This is a genomic window from Streptomyces violens (assembly GCF_000717745.1).
In the GTDB taxonomy this organism is placed as follows: Bacteria; Actinomycetota; Actinomycetes; order Streptomycetales; family Streptomycetaceae; genus Streptomyces; species Streptomyces violens.
Window position 1 is genome coordinate 70247 of record NZ_JOBH01000018.1, and the last position, 16464, is coordinate 86710.

Sequence of the window (16464 nt, forward strand, 5' to 3'; positions counted from 1 at the left end):
TAGGGAATGTCTATTGCCCACTGCGGGGGCGGTCAAGGCGGTAAGCCAGAAATCTTGCAGTGTGCGGTGGCATGGCGTGGATGACCTTGTTTGTCATGGTTCACTGCCGCAGGCGAAACGCTTCCTGGACGTCGTGCCCCGTTCAACTGCTGTTCGGACGGGCCCGCAAGCCTGTGTCAGGACGGGGGAGAAAGAAACCAGCCATCCAGGAGAAAACCATGCCCCTCACTCGCAGGGACTTCGCCAAGCGCTCCGCGTACACCGGCGCCGGAGTGGCGCTCGCCGGCAGCGTCGGGGTGCTGGCCACGGCCCCCGGGGCCATCGGCGAGGAGACCGGGGAGGCCACCGGCGACGACGGGACGCGGCAGCTCGGTTACGGTCCGCTGATCGATGACCCGAAGGGCATCCTCGCGCTGCCCGCCGGCTTCAGCTACAAGATCATCACCCGTACCGGTGTGACCAAGCTGGAGAGCGGCGAGTACACGCCCGCCAAGCACGACGGCACCGCCACCTTCGAGGGGCAGCGCGGCGCGACCCTGCTGGTGAACAACCACGAGATCAAGGGCCCGCGCGCGGACGCGGACCACCCGGTGCCGCTCGCCAAGGGCCTGGTCTACGACCCGGCGGCGGCCGGCGGCTGCACCGTCGTGGAGGTCTCCAAGGACGGCAGCCACATCAGCGAGTGGGTCGGCATCGCCGGTACCTCCACCAACTGCGCCGGTGGCAGCACCGCCTGGGGCACCTGGCTGACCGGCGAGGAGACCGAGGACAAGGCCGGCGAGAACGGCATGACCAAGGACCACGGTTACGTCTTCGAGGTCGATCCGCACGACGAGCGGGCGGCGCGTGACCCGAAGCCGGTCAAGGCGTTCGGCCGGTACCCGCACGAGGCCGTCGTCGTCGACCCCAAGCGCGGCCACGTCTTCCTGACCGAGGACGCCGAGCAGCCCAACGGCCTGCTCTACCGCTGGACCCCGCCGCAGGGCTTCCAGCACGGCCGCGGGCAGCTCCGTACCCTCGCCGACGACGCGGGCGTGCTCGCCGCGTTCAAGTGCTTCGACTCCGGCGGCCGCTTCGTCGACGACCTGTCCCGGGCCACCGAGCCCGGCACCGTCTACGGCGTGGACTGGGTCGAGGTCGCCGACCGGGACGCCCGTACGACCTCGGTCCGCAAGCAGTTCAAGGACGGCGAGATCACCCGCGCCCGGAAGCTGGAGGGCATGTGGTGGGCGGACGGCGGCGTGTACGTCGTGTCGTCCTACGCCCGTGAGGAGAGCCCGGTCCAGCACGACGGCCAGGTCTGGTTCTACAACCCCGCGCGCCGCACCCTCACCCTCAAGGTCCGCTTCGGCATCAACGCCGACCCCTCGAAGGAAGGCACGCTAGACGGCCCGGACAACATCAGCGTCTCGCCCTACGGCGGCCTGATCATCGCCGAGGACGGCGAGGGCGTGCAGCACCTCTTCGGTACCACCGAGGACGGCCGGACCTACCCGGTCGCGCGCAACGAGATCAACATCGGTACGGCGGAGGAGCCGGAGTACAGCGAGTTCACCGGCCCGGTCTTCTCGCCCGACGGCGAGACGCTGTTCGCCAACATCCAGGACCCGGGCATCATGCTCGCGATCACCGGCCCCTGGCGGCGCCAGGGCTGACGGGGCGCTGACGCGCCACCCGACCGGCCGGCTTCAGGGGGAGCCCGGCCGGTCCGCGGTGATCACGTAGTAATCCAGCAGCCCCTTCTCGTACGCGGTGAGGAAGCGGCGCGGCCACATGTCGCGCAGCTCGGGCACCTGGCCGAGATACCGGTCGTACGCGGCCCACACCGATTCCCCGATCGCCCGGATCCGCACATCCGACAGCCCGGCCCCCTCCAGCGCGGCGGCGACCTCGTCCGCCACATGGGCGAGGTCGAGGCCGTCGGCGTAGGTGGGCAGCAGTCCGGGCAGCGCGCGGGCGGCCTCCTGGCCGGTGGCGAAGAACGTCGTCAGCGCCAGCCGGCCGCCCGCGCGCAGCACCCGCGCGGTCTCTCGGGCGAAGCCGGGGATGTCGGGGAAGTGCTGGGCCGCCTCGACCGAGAAAAGACAGTCCACGGAGGCGTCCGGCAGCGGCAGCCGCTCGGCCGCGCCGCGCCGGTAGTCCAGCCGCCCCGGGTGCGCGTCCCGCACGGCGGCGTTCCGCTCTCGGGCCCGCCGGACCTGCTCGGGATGGATGTCCAGCCCGACGACCGACCCGAACCCGTACTCGCACAGCGCGAGGGCCGAGCCGAGCCCCAGCCCGCACCCGACCTCAACGGCGTCCTGCCCCTCGGTACGCTCGAAGCGGCGCAGAACCAGCCGGTAAAGCTCCTTCTCGGTCCCGATCCGATCGGCTTCACTCACCGGCCGATCGGCCGGCACATCCGCCCAGTACCCGAAGTTGATGAACCCACCGGCGAATGCGGGCACGTGGCTCAGGTCGAACTCCCCGTAGATCTCGTCCAGGGAGGGAACGGTGGGCGGCTGGTCGGCAGACATCCGGACTCCTCGCGGCGGCTCGCTGTTCGCGGCTCTGCGGATACCGGGACAGTACCGGGTCTAGGCCCCGTCGTCCGCTCCTGTGCCCAGGATGAAGGTGCCCTTCGCGGGGAGTGTGGCCACCACGCCTCGCTCGCGGAGGAGTGCGACAGCGCGGCGTACGGTTCCGATGCTGACGCCGTAGACCTCCGTCATGCGGCGTTCGGCGGGCAGGGCGGCGCCCCTCGCCAGCTTTCCTGACCGGACCTCTTCCTGGATCTGGTCGGCCAGCTCTTCGTAGCGGTAGCGCGGCATCTCGCTCATGACCCGAGCCTGGCGCTACCTAGAGCACTATGCAGCTCTAGGACGCGTCCGGGTGCGGTGGGCCGCGGTAGGTATCAGGGGGACGCGGTTGGGGTACCGTGGCATGCAGAGACCCCCGCGACCGTGCGACCGGTCCGGGGGCATGGCCGACACTGTGAAGGAGTGCCGACATGGAGAGCCTACGGCGGCTGCCGTGGACCGATGGTGGGCGGACGGCCTACGTGCCGTTGGGGGACGGGCTGGTGAATCATCTGGCCGATGTCATGGAGGGGGAGATTCTCGGCATGGCGAGGACCGATGTCGCCCGGGGGCGTGCGCTGGCCGGTGACCCGGACGCGTCAGGGGCGGAGTTGCGGCGGGCCGTGCGGTATCTGGCCCAGGCGGTCGAGGACGCTGCGCTCGTCGCCGACCTGCGGGGGGAGCGGCTGCCCGGCGTGGAGGCGTAGCGGAATCCCGGGCGGCGGGGAGCGTTGTACTGAGGGTGAACTCGACGACAGTGGCGCCACGAATCTCGGTCCTGGACCGGTCCCGTACGAGAGCGGGCCGGCCGCAGGCGGAAGCGTTGCAGGAGACCGTGCGCTTCGCCCAGGAGGTGGAGGAGCTCGGTTATCGGCGCTTCTGGGTGTCGGAGCACCACAGTGTGCCGGGCGTGGCCGGATCGGCTCCCACCGTGCTCGCGGCGGCCGTCGCGGCCGCCACCCGCCGTATCCGCGTCGGTACCGGCGGCGTGATGCTGCCCAACCACCGGCCGCTGGTCGTCGCCGAGCAGTTCGGGGTGCTGGAGTCCCTGTTTCCGGGGCGGATCGACATGGGGCTGGGGCGCTCGGTCGGGTTCACCGACGGGATCCGGCGGGCGTTGGGGACGGACAAGGACGCGGCAGAGGACTTTGGCGCGCAGCTTGCCGAGTTGATCGGTTATTTCGCGGGTGACCAGACCGCCCACCCGCAGGTGCACGCCCGGCCCGCCGAAGGGCTGAGCGTGCCCGCGTTCGTGCTGGCCACCGGGGCCGGGGCGGAGATCGCCGCCGAGGCGGGGCTCGCGCTCGTGATCGGTGACGTGCGCGGGCGGGACGCGCTGCTGCGCGCCATCGAGCGTTACCGGGAGGGCTTCCGGCCGTCGCCGCTGTGGGAGCGGCCGTACGTCGTCGTCTCCGCGACCGTCGCGGTGGCCGCCACCACCGAGGAGGCCCGCCGGCTGCTGCTCCCGGAGGCGTGGGCGATGGCGTACTCCCGTACGCGCGGGGTTTTCCCGCCGCTGGAGCCGGCCGAGGCCGTGCTCGCGCGAGAGGCCGCCATGACCGCGAAGGAGCGGGAGTTCTACGAGGCGGCACAGCGGGGTCAGATCCACGGCACGGAGAGCGACGTGCGCCCGGCGGTCGCCGAGCTGCTCGCCGCCACGGGGGCCGATGAGCTGCTGGTCACGACCAGTACTTACGACCGCGCCGCCCAGCTGGACTCCTACCGCCGGCTGGCGGCGGCGGTAGGAGGGCTGGACGGCGCGCCGGTCACAGCGCCTGGGCGGCCGGCTTGACCATGCCGCGGACCGTGCGGGAGTCGACGAAGTCGCCGAGGGCCGTCATCTCCCACTCGCCGCTGTACTGCCGGATCAGCTTGGCCATCAGCACGCCCGTCCGCTTCTCCGAGCCGGTCAGGCTGAAGCGGACCAGCTCCTCGCCGGACTGCGCGTCCAGCAGGCGGCAGTACGCCTTGGCGACGTCGGTGAACTTCTGACCGGAGAAGCTGTTCACCGTGAAGACCAGGCCCGTGACCTCCGGGGGGAGGCCGCTGAGGTGGACCGTGATCGCCTCGTCGTCGCCCGCGCCCTCACCCGTGAGGTTGTCCCCGGAGTGCTGGATGGCGCCGTTGAGGATCGAGAGCTTGCCGAAGAAGCAGTTGTCGATCTTCTTGCGGTCCGGGCCGTACGCGATCACGGACGCGTCGAGGTCGATGTCCTTGCCGCGGAAGGCGGGCTCCCAGCCGAGGCCCATCCGGACCGAGGAGAGCAGCGGCTGCCCGCCCTTGACCAGGGAAACGGTCTGGTTCTTCTCGAGGCTGACCCGGCCCTTGTCGAGGTTGATCTTCCCGGCGCCGGGGGCAGGCGCGGCCGGAGCAGGCGGCGGCGCGGGGGTGCCCATGGAGCCCGGCGCGCCGGGGACGGCGGTCGGCGGGGCGAGCGGGGCGGCGGCGCCGGCGGGCGGGCCCCACTGGCCGGCGCTCGGCGCGCCGGGGTGCGGCGGCGCGGGCGGCGTGGCGGGCTGCTGCGGGGCGACGGGCGCCGCGGCCGGCGCGGCGGGCTCCTCGACGCTGACGCCGAAGTCCGTGGCGATGCCCGCCAGGCCGTTCGCATAGCCCTGGCCCACCGCGCGGACCTTCCACGCGTCGCCGCGGCGGTAGACCTCGACCACCACCAGGGCGGTCTCGGGGCCGAGCTGGGGAGGGGTGAACGTGGCAAGCACACTGCCGTCGTCGGCGCTGCGGACCGTCGCCGTCGGCTCCGTACCGGCAAACGTGGCGCCGGGGGCGTCCAGGCTCGCCGTCACGACGACCTTGTCGATGCCGGGCGGCACGGCGGCGGTGTCCACCGTGATCGTGTCGCCACCGCCGCTCGTGCCCGCGGTGTGGGTCACGCCGGGACCGCTCGGTTGGTTGTAGAAAACGAAGTCGTCGTCCGAGCGGACCTTGCCGTCGGCGGTCAGCAGCAGGCCCGACACGTCGAGCCGCACGGGAGCGGTGACGTCCACCGCGACCCGCGCTGCGGAGAGCGGGATATTCGAGCCAGGAGTCATAGCGGTCATGCCCCAGTAACGACCGGCACCGCTTTACGGTTCCATTACCCCCACCCGATCGCCGCCCGCCGCCGCGGGGCTCAGTTCCGGGCGCGGGAGTTCCCGAAGAGCAGGCGGTACGCGATCAGCAGGACCAGGGCGCCGGCGATGGAGGCGACCCACATGGCCGGGTCGAAGAAGTCCTTCGGTATCGGGCGGTCGAGGAACTTCGTGGAGAGCCAGCCGCCCACGAACGAGCCCACGATGCCGGTCAGGGTGGTGCCGACCAGGCCGCCCGGGTCCCGTCCGGGCAGCAGGACCTTGGCGATGACGCCGGCGACCAGCCCCAGTACGAGCCAGCTGACGATGCCCATGATGGTGTTCCTCGTTCCTGCAAGGGGTTGTTACGCCTTCAAGGACGCGAGGACACCGCCCGGAGTTCCGTGCGGTATGCCACGATCACCCGCCGATGAGCAGCGGATCTCAGTACGGCCAGACCGGCGGATCCGTGCAGAAGGCGCCGCCGAGGTGTGCGTGTTCGGGATTCTCCGGGTCCAGCTCGCCCTGCTCCGCCAGGAGTTCGGCGGCGTACTCCTCGGAGTCGTCCTGCGGCTCGTAACCGAGCGCGCGGGCGCTGCTGAGGTCCCACCACAGCCGGGTGTTGGCGGAGGAGCCGTAGACGACGGTGTGGCCGACGTCCTCGGCGGTGAGCGCCGCGTGCAGCAGCCGGGCGCAGTCGCCGGGGCTCATCCAGATCGAGAGCATTCGGACCGAGGTGGGCCGGGGGAAGCAGGACCCGATGCGCACCGAGACGGTCTCGATGCCGTGCAGGTCCCAGTAGAGCGCGGCGAGGTCCTCGCCGAAGCCCTTGGACAGCCCGTAGAACGTGTCGGGGCGGCGCGGGGTGTTCACCGGTATCGCGGCCGAGCCGTCGCGCGGGCGCGGGGTGAAGCCGACGGCGTGGTTGGAGGAGGCGAAGACGATCCGCCGCACGCCTTCCTCGCGGGCCGCTTCGTAGAGGTGGTACGTGCCCTCGATGTTGGCCTTGAGGATCTTCTCGAACGTCGACTCCAGGGAGATGCCCGCGAGGTGGATCACGGCGTCCACCCCGTGCACCGCCTTGCGCAGCGCTTCCTTGTCGGCGAGGTCGGCGACGATCGCGTCCGGCTCGCCCTCGATGGGCAGGCGGTCGAAGAGCCGCAGTCGGTAGCCGTACGAGGGCAGCAGTTCGCGCATCAGGGTGCCGAGGCCGCCGGCGGCCCCGGTGAGCAGGACGGTGCGGGGTGCGGTCATGGGCGTCAACGTAAAGAAGGGGCGTGCTCCGGTCAAGATGGTGGACGAGTAAGGACTCTTGACCCGCCGGATGCGCTGTTTTAGCGTCATCGCGTTCATGTAGATGGATGCTGGCCATGAATACGTCTCGACTCAGGTCGCTCGGCGTATGTGGTTCTTCGAAGGGATCCCGATGCGCGCCGCCGCCTTTCTCTACCCGTGGGACGTCGTCGGTGACCCGGAAGCCGCTCGGCGGACCGCCGGGCTCGGCGTCGCCCAGGTCACCCTCGCCGCCGCCTACCACTCCACCCGCGCCCTCACCCCGCGCCACCCGGAGCACCGCGTCGTCACCGCCCGGCACTCCGCCGTCCTCTACCCGCCGTCCCCGGAGCGCTGGGCCGGCCGCGCGCTGCGCCCGTATACGCAGGACTGGCTCCCGGGGCCCGACCCGTACGAAGAGGCCGCCCGCGCGCTCACCGACGCGGGTCTGGAGGTGCACTCCTGGGTGGTGCTGGCGCACAACTCCCGGCTGGGCGCCGAGCATCCGGAGTCCGTCGTCCGCAACGCCTACGGGGACGCCTACCCCTGGGCACCCTGTATCGCCCGCCCCGAAGTGCACGAGTACCTCGTCACCCTGGCCGCCGAGGCCGCCGTACGGCCGCACACCCGCGGCACCGAACTGGAGTCCTGCGGCTGGTACGGGCTCGCCCATCTGCACGCGCACGACAAGACCGGCGGCGTCCCGTTGAGCGGCGCGGCGCAGTACCTGATGTCGCTGTGCTTCTGTACGGAGTGCCGCCACGGGTACGCGGCGCTGGGCGCCGACCCCGAGGAGCTGCGGCAGGCGGTGCTCCGTGCGCTGGCGCCCGTGTGGGCGGGTGGCGGCAGCGGGGGAGCGGGGGACCGTGCGGGGGAGTGGGCCGAGGTCGTCGAGGCCCTCGGGGAGGCGTACGTGGGGGTCGTCGCCGGCTGGCGGAACCGGGCCGCAAAAGAGCTGCGGCGCGACGCCGTGGCCGCCGTACGGGCCGCCGCCGGGCCGGACTTCCGTATCCTGCTGCACGCCGACCCCGCCCCGCACCGCTGCGGCGCCAATGCCGGCGTGCAGCCCGGGCAGATCTTCGATTACGCGGACGGCGTGGTCGTGCCGTGCACGGGGAGCGCGGAGGAACGGGCCGCGGCGCTCGCGCCGTTCACGGGGCGCGGCGTCCGTGCCGCGAACTTCACGGTCGTGCGGGGCATGGGCGGCAGCCCGGACACGCTCGCGGCGGACGCAGCCCACGCGGCCACGTCCGGCGCCGACGAGCTGCGGCTGTACCACGCGGGGCTGGCGTCCGACGTGGACCTGGAGGAGGTCCGTACGGCGCTCACGGAGCTGAGCGGCTCCGGAGCCTGATCCCTTACAGGGCTGCTACAGGGCTGCGCCTCAGAGGCGCCGCGTCGCCAGCGTCAGTCGGTCCCGGGCGTCGAAGAGCGCGTCCTTGATCATCTGCTCGTGCGCCGGAGTGAGCCGGGCGACCGGGACCGAGCAGCTGATGGCGTCGCGGGCCGGCGTGCGGTACGGGATCGCCACCCCGAAGCAGCGCAGCCCGAGGGTGTTCTCCTCGCGGTCGACGGCGTACCCCTGCTCCCGCACCGCGTGCAGCTCCTCGATGAGCTTCTCGCGGTCGGTCGTGGTGTGCTCGGTGAGCGAGGGCAGCGTCTCCGGGAGCATCTTGCGCACCTGCTCGTCCGTGTGCGTCGCGAGCAGGGCCTTGCCCAGGGACGTGGAGTGCGCGGGCAGCCGGCGGCCGACGCGGGTGAACGGGCGCAGATAGTGCTGCGACTGACGGGTCGCCAGGTAGACGACGTTCGTGCCGTCCAGGCGGGCGAGGTGGATGGTCTCGGTGGTGTCGTCCGAAAGCCGGTCCAGGGTGGGCCGCGCGGCGGCCACGACCTCGTCGCCGTCGATGTACGACGTGCCGACGAGCAGGGCGCGCACCCCGATGCCGTACCGGGTGCCGGTGGCGTCCGTCTCCACCCAGCCCAGCTCGACGAGCGTGCGCAGCAGCATGTACAGACTGGACTTCGGGTAGCCGACGGCCTCCTGGACGGAGGCGAGGCTGTGCATCCCGGGGCGGCCCGCGAAGTACTCCAGCAGTTCGACCGTCCGCACTGCGGACTTGACCTGTGATCCCCCGGTCTCGGCAGCCGGCATCGCCCTTGACCCCTCAGTTCGGACAGTCATAGAGTCCCAGAGTATTCACACTTCGGGACGCAGTTCAGTATATCGAACACGCCCGGACTGCAGAAGTACTCGGCCCAGGAGGAATGCACGGTGGCAGCACCAGTCTGGAGCGTCGACCCCCGCAGCGGGAAGCAGCGCGAAGAGGTTGCGGCCGAGGCCACAGCCGAGGAGGTCGACGCGACCGTACGGGCGGCGCACGAAGCCCGCGGCTCCCTCGCCGACCGGACCGTGCGCGCCGCGTTCCTGCGCCGCGCCGCCGACCTGCTCGACCAGGCGGGCGAGGCGGTGATCGAGGCCGCCGACGCGGAGACCGCGCTCGGCCCGGGCCGGCTCACCGGCGAACTGGCCCGGACGACGTACCAGTTGCGCGCCTTCGCGGACATCGTCGACGAGGGCGCCTTCCTCGACGTACACATCGACCACGCGGACCCGCAGCTCACCCCGCCCCGCCCCGACCTGCGGCGGTACAAGATCCCGCTCGGTGTGGTCGCGGTCTACTCCGCCTCCAACTTCCCGCTGGCCTTCTCGGTGCCCGGCGGCGACACCGCCAGCGCCCTGGCCGCGGGCTGCCCGGTCGTCGTCAAGGCGCACCCGGACCACCCCGCCACCTCCGAGCTGTGCGCGGCCCTGCTGCGCCGCGCCGCCGCCGAGTCCGGCCTCCCCGAGGCCGTGGTCGGCCTGGTGCACGGCTTCGACGCGGGCGTCGAGCTGGTCCGCCACCCGCTGATCACCGCCGCCGGCTTCACCGGTTCGGTACGCGGCGGCCGCGCCCTGTACGACGCTGCGGCGGCCCGCCCGCACCCGATCCCCTTCCACGGCGAGCTCGGCAGCCTCAACCCCGTCGTGGTCACCCAGGACGCCGTCGAGGAGCGCGCCGAGCAGATCGGCGCGGGCCTGGCCGGCGCGATGACGCTGGGCGTCGGCCAGTTCTGCGTCAAGCCGGGCCTGGTGCTGGTGCCCGAGGGTGCGGCCGGCGACGGGCTCGTCAAGGAGCTCACCGCCAAGGTCAGCGACACCGAGTCGGGCGTACTGCTCGACCACCGGATGCGGGACGCCTTCCTCGCGGGCGTCCAGGCCCGCGCCGAACTGCCCGACGTGGAAGCCCCGGTGACGCCCGGCGCGGGCGGCGAGCACACCGTCTCCGCCGGCTTCCTCACCCTCCCCGCCGCCCGGCTGGCCGCCGACGGCCCGCACGACCTGCTCCTGGAGGAGTGCTTCGGCCCGGTGACGGTGGTCGCGCGGTACGCCGACGACGCCGAGGCGACCGCGGTCCTCGGCCGGCTGCCCGGCAACCTCACCGCGACCCTGCAGCTCTCCAGCGGCGAGTGCGCGGGCGAGGGCAGCGGCGCCGAACTGCTCGCCGAGGTCACCGCGCTCGCCGGGCGCGTCGTGGTCAACGGCTGGCCCACCGGCGTCGCCGTGTCCCCCGCCCAGCACCACGGCGGCCCCTACCCGGCGACCACCTCGACCTCCACCTCCGTCGGCGGCACGGCCATCGAGCGCTGGCTGCGCCCGGTCGCCTACCAGGACACCCCGCCCGCGCTGCTCCCGCCGGAGCTGCGCGAGGAGAACCCGCTGGGGCTGCCGCGCAGGGTCGACGGGGTCCGCGAGGCGTGACGGCCGCGCCCCACCCCGCGAGCGGCCCGGACACCACCGTCCGGGCCGCCGTGCCGGGCGACCTCGACGCGATTGCCGCGCTGCACGCCCGGGCCCGCGCGTCCTACTACCGCGGGCGGCTGCCCGACGCGCTCCTGGACGACGCGGCCGAGAAGGCCCGTTGGCGCGAGGCCTGGGCCGGGGCCGTCGAGCGGCCGGACACCACCGTGCTGTGCGCGGAACGTTCCGGTACGACCGTGGGCGTCGCGTCCTTCCGCCGCGAGGACCGCGCCCCGGTGGACAGCGTCATGCTTCACCAGCTCCACGTGGACCCCGCCCACTGGCGCACCGGCGTCGGCAGCGCGCTGCACGACGCCTGCGTCGCCGCCTGGCACGCCGCGGGCCACCCCCTCGCCCGGCTCCAGGTGTACTGGCACAACCGCCGGGCCCGGGACTTCTACGCCCGGCACGGCTGGCGGCCGGACGAGGGACGCCGCCCGGCCCCCGACGACACCCACATCGGCCTGGCGCTCACGCTTAGAGCCTGTGTCATAGCCCCGGCCGGGCGCACGCCGCCTGGCACGCACTCTCGCGGCGTTACCGAAACGCCCACGTAGCTCCGCTACGAGGTCGCTCCGGCGCCTTGCGATAGCACGCACCAGACGACGTGCGCTGATCCGACCAGGGCTATGACACAGGCTCTGGCACCCGGCGCGCGATGAGCTGGAGCCGGCTCACGGAGTGACCGTGCAGCGTGCCGACGGCGTCGGTGCGCTCCTCGGTGACGGCGAAGCCGTGCATCCGCAGCAGCCGCCGCAGGTGCTCCGGTTCGTGGTGCCGGACCACCGCGCCGTCCTCGGTGCGGAAGATCCCGTACGCGCCGAACTCGTCCTCGTACGCGGCGTACCGCGCACGCGAGCGCGGGTCGGTCTGCAGCGGTACGTCACTGAGGTGCAGCAGCCCGCCGGGGCGCACCACGCGCGCCAGCTCCCCGAGGACGGCGCGTTGCCCGGCATCGTGCGCCACGCGAGTGAGCACACCGAAGAGCAGCGCCGCGTCGTGGCGCCTGTCCTGGTAGGGGAGTGGCAGTCCGGGGCAGTGCGTGAGCGGCAGCCCGGGGTGCTCCCGCCGCCCGCGTTCGACCAGCGCCCGCGACCCCTCCACGCCCTCGGCCGCGTACCCCAGTGCCGCGAGCGCGGCCGTTCGCCGGCCGCTGCCGCAGCCGAAGTCCAGCACCCGCGCGCCGGGTGCGAGCTGCGCCCGGAGGGCGGCGGGATCGAAGGGGTGGCCGGCGGCGGGGTCGGTCCCGGCACTCTCCCAGGAGCCGAGACGTTCTTGAGGCGTAGTCATGCCCGGACCGTACCGGCGCGGGACGGCGCGGACGGCCCGATGCACGGCAAGTGCATCGCCGAGCGCCGGAGGATAGCGCAAAACCGCCCATCGGTGCGTAAAACTGGTCCCTCCACCCCCACGGAGACGCCGTCCGGGACCCCTCTCCAAGCAGTCCTTGGGGCGTGGCCAAGAAGAATCGGGATGGACTCCGGGACGCGGAACGATCAGAGTGATGCAATGACCCAACAGCGACCGGTCGGCGCGGAGTTCGCGCCCGAGACGACGTATCTGAACACCGCCGCCAGCGGGCTGCTGCCCGCCAGGACCCGCGCGGCACTGCGCGACGAGATCGACCTCGCCACCTCGTACGGCACGATGGGCCGTGACTACTTCGGCCCGGCGGACGCCGCGCGGGCCTCCTTCGCGCGGCTGCTGCACACCACCCCGGACCGAGTGGCCATCGCCGGCTCGGTCGCCGTCTCCAGCGCGCTCATCGCCGCCTCGCTGCCCGAGGGCGCCGAAGTGCTCATGCCCGAGGGTGAGTTCAGCTCGGTGGCCAACCCCTTCTCGATGCGGCCCGGGCTGCGGGTGCGCACCGCGCCGCTGGAGGGCCTGGCCGAGGCGGTGCGGCCGGGCACCGCGCTGGTCGCCTTCGCCGCGGTGCAGGCGCTGGACGGCCGGATCGCCGATCTCGCGGCCGTCCGGGACGCGGCCCGCGCGCACGGCGCCCGGACGCTGCTGGACGTGACGCAGGGCGCGGGCTGGCTGCCGCTGGACGCCCGGGAGTTCGACTACCTCGTGTGCGGCGCCTACAAGTGGCTGCTGTGCCCGCGGGGCACGTCGTTCCTGGTGGTCGGCGAGGACGCGCCGCAGCCGACGGCGCTGCACGCGGGCTGGGTGGCCGGCGCCGACCCGATGCAGTCCAACTACGGCCCGATCGAGCGGCTCGCCGCGGACGCCCGCCGCTACGACGAGCCGCACGCCTCCCTCTCGTACACCGGCGCCCAGCACTCCCTCGCACTCCTCGAAGAGATCGGGGTGGCGGCGGTGCACGCGCACAACACCGCGCTGGCGGAGCGGTACCGTGCCGGCCTCGCCGAGCTGGGGCACGAGCCGCTGCCCGCGCCCGGCTCCGCGATCGTCACCGTCCCCGGCCTCGCGGACGCGCACGCACGGCTGGCCGAGGCAGGCGTCGTGGCGGCCGTACGGGCGGGGAAGCTTCGAGCCGGTTTCCACCTCTACAACACACCGGACGACGTGGACCGGCTGCTGGAGCTGCTCAAGTAATCGCATGTCAAGTGGCAAGCGATGCAAGTGGGTTGACATTACCGGGAATGTGTCGGCGGCAGGTCGTGTTGGGGACCGGTGACCCCACAGGACTTTGTGAAAGGAACGCCTTGACCACTGCCTTCGACCCCGTCGACCTCGCCGGGCTGACGCTCGCCAACCGCCTCGTCATGGCCCCGATGACGCGCAACCGCGCCACGGCCGACGGCGTGCCCACCCCGTCCATGGTCCGCTACTACACCCAGCGGGCCTCGGCCGGCCTCATCATCACCGAAGCCACCCAGCCGAACGTGGTGGGCCGTGGCTACCCGCTCACCCCCGGGCTGCACACCGCCGAGCAGATCGCGGGCTGGCGTACGGTCACCGACTCCGTGCACGCCGCGGGCGGCAAGATCTTCGCGCAGCTGTGGCACGGCGGCCGCATCGGCCACCCCGTACTGCTGCCGGACGGCCTGATACCGGTCGGGCCCTCGGCGGTCGCCGCCGACCAGCAGGTCTTCACCCAGGACGGGATGAAGGACTGCGTCGTGCCGCGCGAGCTGTCCGACGACGAGGTCCGCGAGACCATCGCGGACTTCGCGGTCGCGGCGCGCAACGCGATCGAGGCCGGCTTCGACGGCGTGGAGATCCACGGCGCCAACGGCTACCTCATCCACCAGTTCCTCTCGCCCGCGAGCAACCTGCGCACCGACGAGTGGGGCGGCTCGGACGAGGCCCGCGCCCGCTTCGCCATCGAGGTCACCAAGGCCGTCGCGGCGGAGATCGGCGCCTACCGCACCGGCCTGCGGATCTCGCCCGGCAACCCCTTCAACGGCATGTCGGAGCCCGACCCCGAGGCCACCTACACCGCCCTGGTCGAGGCGATCGCCCCGTTGGGCCTGGCCTACCTGCACGCCTGCGACGTCCGGGACAGCGGGCTGCTGGCGCGGCTGCGGAAGCGCTTCGGCGGTACGTTCATGCTGAACCCGGCCGTCGACGGCCGCCCCGCCGGACCCGAGGAGCTGTCCCTGGTCGAGGAGGGCGAGGCCGACCTGCTGGCGTACGGCCGGCTCTTCCTCGCCAACCCCGACCTGCCCGCGCGCCTCGCGGCCGGGGGCCCGTTCAACGAGCCGGTACGGGAGAGCTTCTACGGCGGCGACGACAGCGGCTACGTGGACTACCCGGCGCTCACCGGCTGAGAGCCTGTGTCATAACCCTGGCCGGGCGCCCGCCGCCTGGCACGCACTCTCGCGGCGTTGCCGAAACGCCCACGTAGCTCCTCCCCCAAGGCCTTAACGGCCAGGGAGGGGCCCCCATCGAGGACGCCCCGGCGCCTTGCGATAGCACGCACCAGACGACGTTCGCTGATCCGACCAGGGTGATGACACAGGCTCTGCCCTCCGACCCCGGGCGGGTGGCCGCGCCCTACGGCCATCCGCCCGGGCCCACCGGCATTCGAGCAATTCGGCCGAGCGGACGGCTACCGCGCGGCGGCGCGGACGGCTAGGAATGGCAGCACGACCTCACGAGGTGGTGCCGGTGGACCGGAGAACTGCTCATTCGTCGACTCCGCCGCGCGACGAGGACCTGCACCGGCGGCTGGTGTACGGCGACGAGTCCGCCCTCGGCGAGGTGTACGACGCCTTCGGCGGGCTGGTGCACGCCGTCGCCCGCACCGTCACCCGCAGCACGAACGCCGCCGAGGACGTCGTCCAGGAGGTGCTCACCCACCTGTGGGCCCGCCCCTACGCCTTCGACCCGGCCCGCGGCTCGCTGCGCGCCTGGCTCAGCATGCTCGCCCACCGGCGGGCCGTCGACCGGGTGCGCGACGCGGAGCACGAGCCCGGAGCCGCGCTCGCCGACGCCGCGCTGCTGCACGCCGCACTCACCGAACTTCCGCTGGCCCAGCGGCAGGTGCTCCACCTGGCGTACTTCGCGGGACGCACCTACCGGCAGGTCGCGGTGGAACTGGGCATTCCCGAGGACACCGCCAAGATCCGGCTGCGCGCGGCACTGCGCAGCCTCGCCGACCGGCTGGCCGACCCGCCGGATCCGGCCGTCGAGAGAGGTATCTGATGGGCTGGGATCCCGCGGAGGAGCACCCCGAGATCGACGCGCTGCTCGCCGCCTGGGCGCTGGACGCCGTGATGTCCGGCGACGAGGAACGCATCCGCGCGCACATCGAGGACTGCGAGGACTGCACGGAGGAGCTGGCACGGCTGCGGGAGGCGGTGCACCGGCTGGACGGGCCGCCCGCCGAGCCGGCCAAGGGCGCCCGCAAGGGAGCGGACAAGGTCGGCCGGGGCCGGCTGATGGCGGCGGCCCGCGCGGCGCGCACCGGGCACGACGCGCCTGCCGCGCACGCCGCTCCTTACGCCGCGGCGGTCGCGAGCCTGGAGGCGCTGCTGCGCGAGCTGGACGGTACGCCTGCGCGCTGGGGGACGCCGGTGGTGCACGACTGGGACGTACAGGGCACGGTCGCGCATCTGATCGCGGCGGACGAGCCGCTGGCCGAGCGGCTGGGGCTGCTGCCGGTGACGCGCGCCGAGCCGGGCGGGACCGGGGACGCGGCGCCGTGGGAGGTGCGCTGGGCGGCGCGTACCGAGGAGGTCGTGGCGTACGAGCACACCCGCCCGCCCGCCGAGACGGCCGAGGCGTGGCGGACCCAGGCGCACGGGCTGCTGGAGCTGCCCGAGGCACGGGAGGCGGAGCCGGCCGCGCTGTCCACCGCGCTGATGGGCCGCCGGCTGCCGGTCGCGGACCACTACGTGATCAGGGCGTTCGAGACCTGGATCCACACCCGGGACATCGGCCGGGCACTCGGCCTGGTCGTGCCCCCACCGCCGCCCGTGCATCTGCGGCGGCTGGTGGCGCTCGCGGTCCGCATCCTGGACCTGGCACTGGGGGACGGGGCCCGGCCCGTCCTGCTGGCGGTGGAGGGCGAGGCGGGCGGCGACTGGGTACTGGGGCCGGCCGCCGAGCCGGTCGCCGCGGAACTGGTCCTGGAGGCGGTCGACCTCTGCCTGCTGGTGGGCGGCCGGCTCACCCCGCAGGAGGTGAGCCGGGGCCAGGCAGGCGACGCGGCCGCCGCTCAGCATGTGCTGGCGACGGCCGCGTCACTCGCCTGGTTATGAGCCGGAGACCCCTGGGCTGAACCCAAGACCCCCCGGCCCGGAACCGGGCTCCTCGT

The 16464-nt window shown here is 73.0% G+C and carries 17 protein-coding genes; 10 read left to right on the plus strand and 7 right to left on the minus strand.

The window, feature by feature from the left end; genetic code table 11:
- The first annotated feature begins 218 nt into the window (after positions 1 to 218).
- Positions 219 to 1655, plus strand: a complete 1437-nt coding sequence (locus IF04_RS0129455; protein WP_030264547.1) for an alkaline phosphatase PhoX — start codon at positions 219 to 221, stop codon at positions 1653 to 1655.
- 33 nt (positions 1656 to 1688) lie between these two features.
- Here IF04_RS0129455 and IF04_RS0129460 read toward each other — a convergent pair whose 3' ends face one another.
- Both IF04_RS0129460 and IF04_RS0129465 read right to left on the minus strand, forming a co-directional pair.
- A complete protein-coding gene (locus IF04_RS0129460; RefSeq protein WP_037961165.1) occupies positions 1689 to 2516 on the minus strand; it encodes a class I SAM-dependent methyltransferase in 828 nt (275 codons plus the stop codon).
- Positions 2517 to 2576: 60 nt separating this feature from the next.
- Entirely contained in the window at positions 2577 to 2819 is a 243-nt protein-coding gene (locus IF04_RS0129465; protein WP_030264554.1) for a winged helix-turn-helix domain-containing protein, read from the minus strand.
- A gap of 170 nt (positions 2820 to 2989) precedes the next feature.
- Between IF04_RS0129465 and IF04_RS0129470 the strand changes: the two genes are divergently transcribed.
- Positions 2990 to 3265: a hypothetical protein gene (locus IF04_RS0129470; protein WP_030264557.1), complete on the plus strand. Its 276-nt coding sequence runs from the start codon at positions 2990 to 2992 to the stop codon at positions 3263 to 3265.
- A 50-nt stretch (positions 3266 to 3315) separates the two neighbouring features.
- A complete protein-coding gene (locus tag IF04_RS0129475) occupies positions 3316 to 4350 on the plus strand; it encodes an MsnO8 family LLM class oxidoreductase (RefSeq protein ID WP_106975694.1) in 1035 nt (344 codons plus the stop codon).
- Here the strand turns inward: IF04_RS0129475 and IF04_RS0129480 are convergent.
- From IF04_RS0129480 to IF04_RS0129490, 3 genes are all read right to left on the minus strand, one after another.
- A complete protein-coding gene (locus IF04_RS0129480; protein ID WP_030264563.1) occupies positions 4325 to 5605 on the minus strand; it encodes a TerD family protein in 1281 nt (426 codons plus the stop codon). The two genes, IF04_RS0129475 and IF04_RS0129480, sit on opposite strands and share 26 nt — an antisense overlap.
- A gap of 80 nt (positions 5606 to 5685) precedes the next feature.
- Positions 5686 to 5958 carry a GlsB/YeaQ/YmgE family stress response membrane protein gene (locus IF04_RS0129485; protein WP_030264565.1) on the minus strand — a complete coding sequence of 91 codons (273 nt, stop codon included), beginning with the start codon at positions 5956 to 5958 and terminating at the stop codon, positions 5686 to 5688.
- 109 nt (positions 5959 to 6067) lie between these two features.
- Complete coding sequence (locus tag IF04_RS0129490; RefSeq protein ID WP_030264569.1) at positions 6068 to 6877, minus strand: NAD-dependent epimerase/dehydratase family protein; 810 nt, start codon at positions 6875 to 6877, stop codon at positions 6068 to 6070.
- 172 nt (positions 6878 to 7049) lie between these two features.
- Between IF04_RS0129490 and IF04_RS0129495 the strand changes: the two genes are divergently transcribed.
- Entirely contained in the window at positions 7050 to 8249 is a 1200-nt protein-coding gene (locus IF04_RS0129495; RefSeq protein WP_030264572.1) for a glycoside hydrolase family protein, read from the plus strand.
- A gap of 30 nt (positions 8250 to 8279) precedes the next feature.
- Here IF04_RS0129495 and IF04_RS0129500 read toward each other — a convergent pair whose 3' ends face one another.
- The gene (locus IF04_RS0129500; protein WP_030264575.1) at positions 8280 to 9050 is read right to left on the minus strand and encodes an IclR family transcriptional regulator; all 771 of its coding nucleotides are present in this window, start codon (positions 9048 to 9050) and stop codon (positions 8280 to 8282) included.
- Positions 9051 to 9170: 120 nt separating this feature from the next.
- Here IF04_RS0129500 and IF04_RS0129505 point away from each other — a divergent pair, with 120 nt between their 5' ends.
- Positions 9171 to 10697, plus strand: coding sequence for an aldehyde dehydrogenase (NADP(+)) (locus IF04_RS0129505; RefSeq protein ID WP_030264579.1), 1527 nt, complete (start codon positions 9171 to 9173; stop codon positions 10695 to 10697).
- A complete protein-coding gene (locus IF04_RS0129510) occupies positions 10694 to 11293 on the plus strand; it encodes a GNAT family N-acetyltransferase (protein WP_051831655.1) in 600 nt (199 codons plus the stop codon). The genes IF04_RS0129505 and IF04_RS0129510 overlap by 4 nt, the downstream gene beginning before the upstream one ends.
- 70 nt (positions 11294 to 11363) lie before the next feature.
- On the opposite strand, the gene IF04_RS0129515 is transcribed toward IF04_RS0129510, so the two are convergent.
- Positions 11364 to 12026 carry a class I SAM-dependent methyltransferase gene (locus IF04_RS0129515; RefSeq protein ID WP_030264588.1) on the minus strand — a complete coding sequence of 221 codons (663 nt, stop codon included), beginning with the start codon at positions 12024 to 12026 and terminating at the stop codon, positions 11364 to 11366.
- A gap of 219 nt (positions 12027 to 12245) precedes the next feature.
- On the opposite strand from IF04_RS0129515, the gene IF04_RS0129520 reads away from it, so the two are divergent.
- The 4 genes from IF04_RS0129520 (at position 12246) to IF04_RS0129535 (ending at position 16408) form a co-directional block, all read left to right on the plus strand.
- A complete protein-coding gene (locus IF04_RS0129520; protein ID WP_037961168.1) occupies positions 12246 to 13295 on the plus strand; it encodes an aminotransferase class V-fold PLP-dependent enzyme in 1050 nt (349 codons plus the stop codon).
- A gap of 110 nt (positions 13296 to 13405) precedes the next feature.
- Complete coding sequence (locus IF04_RS0129525; RefSeq protein ID WP_030264594.1) at positions 13406 to 14473, plus strand: alkene reductase; 1068 nt, start codon at positions 13406 to 13408, stop codon at positions 14471 to 14473.
- 310 nt (positions 14474 to 14783) lie between these two features.
- Positions 14784 to 15350: a sigma-70 family RNA polymerase sigma factor gene (locus IF04_RS0129530; RefSeq protein ID WP_030264595.1), complete on the plus strand. Its 567-nt coding sequence runs from the start codon at positions 14784 to 14786 to the stop codon at positions 15348 to 15350.
- Positions 15350 to 16408, plus strand: a complete 1059-nt coding sequence (locus tag IF04_RS0129535; protein ID WP_030264596.1) for a maleylpyruvate isomerase family mycothiol-dependent enzyme — start codon at positions 15350 to 15352, stop codon at positions 16406 to 16408. The genes IF04_RS0129530 and IF04_RS0129535 overlap by 1 nt, the downstream gene beginning before the upstream one ends.
- Positions 16409 to 16464: the final 56 nt, after the last annotated feature.